General features: G+C 74.6%; 1 protein-coding gene. It reads left to right on the top strand.

What is annotated here, in order from left to right; all coding sequences use genetic code 11:
- Nucleotides 1–4,832 (top strand): type I polyketide synthase (locus ADL01_RS16895; protein WP_159049547.1); only part of this gene is annotated, 4,832 nt, incomplete at both ends.

Below are 4,832 nucleotides of genomic sequence, written 5' to 3'. Positions count from 1 at the left end.
AGGCCACGCGCGGTCTGCTCGCTGAGGGGCACGGGCTGTTCCTGGAGATGAGCCCGCATCCGGTCCTGACCGTGCCGGTGCAGGCGACGATCGACGCCATGGACAGCCCGGCTGTCACGCTCGGTTCCCTCCGGCGTGACGAGGGCGGTGCCGACCGCCTGGCCGCCTCGCTCGCCGAAGCCCACGTACATGGCGCCGAACTCGACTGGAAGGCCCTCTTCCCCGGCTCCCGCACCACCGTCGACCTCCCCACCTACCCCTTCCAGCACCAGCACTACTGGCTCCACGCGACCCCCGGCGCCGGTGACGTCACCGCCGCCGGGCTCGGGGACACGGGACACCCCCTGCTGGGCGCCGCCGTGCCGCTGGCCGACGGCGACGGGCACCTGCTCACCGGGCGCCTCTCGCTGCGTACGCATCCGTGGCTGGCCGACCACGCCGTCGCGGGTGCCGTGCTGCTGCCCGCCACCGCCTTCGTGGAGCTGGCCACGCGCGCGGGCGACCAAGTCGACTGCGACCTGGTCGAAGAGCTCACCATGGAGATGCCGCTGGTCGTCCCCGAGACGGGCGGCGTGCAGCTCCAGTTGACCGTGGGGTCCGCCGACGCCTCCGGGCGGCGGACGCTCACCTTCCACTCCCGCCCCGAAACCGGGCCCGACACGGGCGGCGCGGAGGCGGAGCCGTGGACCAGGCACGCCACAGGCGTGCTCGCCCCGGCATCGGCGCCCACCGAGGCTCCGGCTGCGGAATTCGACCTCGCCCAGTGGCCGCCCCGCGACGCGCAGGCGGTCGGCATCGACGGTCTGTACGAGGAGTTCGCCGCGGCGGACGTCCAGTACGGGCCCGCGTTCCAGGGGCTGCAGCGCGTCTGGCGGCGCGGCGACGAGGTGTTCGCCGAAGTCGCCATCCCCGAGGACCGGCGTGACGAGGCCGGCCGGTTCGGCCTGCACCCCGTGCTCCTCGACGCCGCGCTCCAGGCGGCACACCTGGCCCAGGGCCCCTCGGACGGCGACGATGAGGCGGGGGGCGTGCCACGGCTGCCGTTCTCCTGGAGCGACGTGTCCCTGTACGCCACCGGCGCGAAGTCCCTGCGCGTACGCCTGACCCGCTCCGGGAGCGGCGGAGACACCGTCTCCGTGCTGCTCGCCGACGACGCCGGGGCGCCGGTCGCCCGGATCGGCTCGCTGGTGTCCCGCACCGTCGACGTGCGCCAGAGCCTCGCCGCCCGCAGCAACCGCGTACCGAACCTGTACCGCGTCAACTGGGTCGAGCCGCCGGCCGTCGACCCCGCGCGGGCGGAGCGCGCCGACTCGTGGGCCGTGCTCGGCGCCGACGGCACCGACGCGCGTGAGCTGTGCCGCCTCCTCGGCGAGGACGGCGACGGTGTCGGCTTTGACGTAGCTTCGTACCCGACCCTCGCGGACCTCACCGCGGCCGTCGCCGAGGGCACCGCGCCCGTTCCCGGCGTCGTGGTCGCCGCCGACGCCACCCGAGCCGACAACGGCCCCGCCGGTACGGCGAACACCGTCGTCTCCGCCGACGACGTCCACACCGCCGCAGGCGCCGCCCTCACCCTCGTACAGACCTGGCTCGCCGCAGGCGACCGCTTCGCCGACGCGCGCCTGATCGTCCTGACCCGCGGCGCAGCCGCCGTCACCGCCGACGAGCCGCTGCCCGGCATCGGGCACGCCGCCGTGCTCGGCCTGCTGCGCTCGGCGCAGTCCGAGGAGCCCGGCCGGTTCGTCCTCGCCGACGTGGACGGCGACCCCGAGTCGTTGCGGGCGCTGCCCGCCGCGTACGCGCAGGGCGAGCCCGAGTGCGCGATCCGCGCCGGAGCCGTACGCGTCCCCCGGCTCGGCCGCGACCTCGGCGAGCCCGTACAGGCGCCCGCCGCCCTGAACCCGCACGGCACGGCCCTGGTCACCGGCGCCCCCGGCGGTCTCGGCGGCCTCGTCGCCCGGCACCTTGTCGCCCAACACGGCATCCGCCACCTGCTGTTCCTCGGCCGCCGTGGCCCCGAGGCCCCGGGAGCGACCGAACTCATCGACCAGATCGAGGAGTTGGGTGCAGCCGTCGACGTCGTCGCGTGCGACGCGGCGGACCGGGACGCTCTCGCCGACGCCCTGGCCCGCGTCCCCGGCGAGCACCCGCTCACCTCCGTCGTGCACACCGCGGGCGTCTTCGACGACGGCATCACCGCCTCCCTCACCACCGGGCAGCTTGACCGCGTCCTGCGCCCCAAAGTCGACGCCGCCGTCAACCTGCACGACCTCACCCAAGGTGCCGACCTGGCCGCCTTCGTCCTCTTCTCCTCCGTCGCCGGCGTCCTCGGCGGCGCCGGACAGGGCAACTACGCCGCGGGCAACACCTTCCTCGACGCCTACGCGCAGCACCTGCGCGGCCAGGGCGTGCCCGCCACCTCCCTCGCCTGGGGCCTGTGGGCCGAACGCGGCGGCATGGCCGGCCAGATCTCCGCCGACGACCTCGACCGGATGACCCGCTCCGGCATCGCCCCCCTCGCCACCGAACAGGGCCTCGGCCTCCTCGACGCCGCCCTCGGCCTGGGCGCCGCCGCCCTGGTCCCCGTACGCCTCGACACCGCCGCGCTGCGCACCGCCCACGGCCGGAACCTGCCGCCGCTGCTCAGCGGTCTCGTGCACGGCCCCGCCCGGCGCGCCGTCGCCGACCGCGACGGGTCGGACGGCGAGGCGTCGGCTCTCGTACGCCGCCTGCGCGCACTGCCGGACGACGAGCGGGAGCGGGCGCTCCTCGACCATGTGCGCGGCCAGGCCGCCGCCGTCCTCGGCTATGCCTCCGGCGACCAGGTGGACACCGAACGAGCCTTCCGCGACATCGGGTTCGACTCGCTGACCGCCGTCGAACTCCGCAACCGCCTGAACGAGGCGACCGGCCTGCGGCTGCCCGCCACCCTCGTCTTCGACTACGCGAGCCCCCTCGCCCTGGCCCGCCACCTTAAGTCCGAACTGGCCGGTGGTGACTCGGACTTGGCGGCCGACAGGGTCACGGCCGGTGAGTCCGGCCGCGGCCTCGGGGGTGACGCCGACGACCCCATCGCCATCGTCGCCATGAGCTGCCGCTTCCCCGGTGGCGTGGAGAGCCCCGAAGACCTGTGGCGACTGGTCGGCGAGGGCGCCGACGCCACCTCCGGGCTGCCCGAGGGCCGCGGCTGGGACACCGCGTCCCTCTACGACCCCGACCCCGACCACCAGGGCACCACCTACTCGCGCGGCGGCGGATTCCTGCACGAGGCAGGCGAATTCGACGCCTCGTTCTTCGGCATCTCCCCGCGCGAGGCCCTGGCCATGGACCCGCAGCAGCGCCTCCTCCTGGAGACGTCCTGGGAGGCGTTCGAGCGCGCCGGGATCGACCCGGCGACGCTGCGCGGCAGCGCGGGCGGCGTGTTCGTCGGCGCTTCGTCGCAGGGTTACGGCGAAAGCGTGCGGGTCATCCCCGACGGTCTCGAAGGCCACCTGATGACCGGCAACTCCACCAGCGTCATCTCCGGCCGCATCTCGTACTCCTTCGGTCTCGAAGGCCCGGCTGTGACAGTCGACACGGCCTGCTCGTCGTCGCTCGTCGCCATGCACCTGGCCGCACAGGCCCTGCGCAACGGCGAGTGCTCGCTGGCCCTCGCGGGCGGCGCCACGGTCATGGCCACCTCCGACACCCTCGTCGCCTTCAGCCGTCAGCGGGGCCTTGCCGCCGACGGCCGCTGCAAGCCGTTCGCCGAGGGCGCCGACGGCTTCGGCATCGGCGAGGGCGTGGGCATGCTGGTCCTGGAGCGGCTGTCCGACGCGCGCCGCAACGGCCACGAGGTCCTCGCGGTCGTACGCGGCTCCGCCGTCAACCAGGACGGCGCCAGCAATGGTCTGACCGCGCCCAACGGTCCCTCCCAGCAGCGTGTCATCCGCGCCGCCCTCGCCGGCGCCGGGCTCACCGGCGCCGACGTGGACGCGGTCGAGGCACACGGCACGGGTACCTCTCTGGGTGACCCGATCGAGGCCCAGGCCCTCATCGCCACCTATGGCAAGGACCGGCCCGAGGACCAGGAGCCGCTGTGGCTCGGCTCCATCAAGTCCAACATCGGGCACGCCCAGGCGGCCGCGGGCGTCGCGGGCGTCATGAAGATGGTCCTCGCCATGCGGCACGGCGTGCTGCCCAGGACCCTGCACGCACAGGAACCGACGACCGAGGCCGACTGGTCCGAAGGGGCCGTCGAGCTGTTGACCGAGGCGCGCGAGTGGACCGCGCGGGAGGCGGGTCGGCCGCGCCGCGCAGGTGTCTCCTCCTTCGGGATGAGCGGTACCAACGCGCACGTGATCCTGGAGCAGGCACCGATGGAAGGACGACTGCCCGCCGACACCGACACCCGAGCCGGCGACCGGACGGACGCCGCCCCCGCGCCGTCGGTGGTCCCGGGCATGGTCCCGCTCGCCCTGTCGGCGAAGAGCGAGAACGCCCTGCGGGCGCAGGCGGCACGGCTGCGGGAGCGGCTGCTCGCCGATGACAGCATCGGAGGCGGAGGCGCGGCCGACAGCATCGGCCTCGCCGACGTCGGCTGGTCCCTGACCGTGGCGCGGTCGCGGTTCGAGCACCGGGGCGTCGTCCTCGGGCGGGATCGGGACGAACTCCTCGCTGGGCTCGATCAGTTGGCGCAGGGCGACCTGGCCGCCGCGCGTGTCGTGGCGGGACGGGCGGTGAGCGGTGCGGGTCGTCCGGTGTTCGTGTTTCCGGGGCAGGGGTCGCAGTGGGCGGGGATGGCGCGTGAGCTGCTGGATTCCAGTCCGGTGTTCGCGGAGCGGATGCGGGAG

Source organism: Streptomyces sp. NRRL WC-3618 (genome assembly GCF_001280005.1).
Classification (GTDB): Bacteria; Actinomycetota; Actinomycetes; order Streptomycetales; family Streptomycetaceae; genus Streptomyces.
Note: the sequence above shows the minus strand (reverse complement) of the source record. Positions and strands in the feature narration are given on the sequence as shown.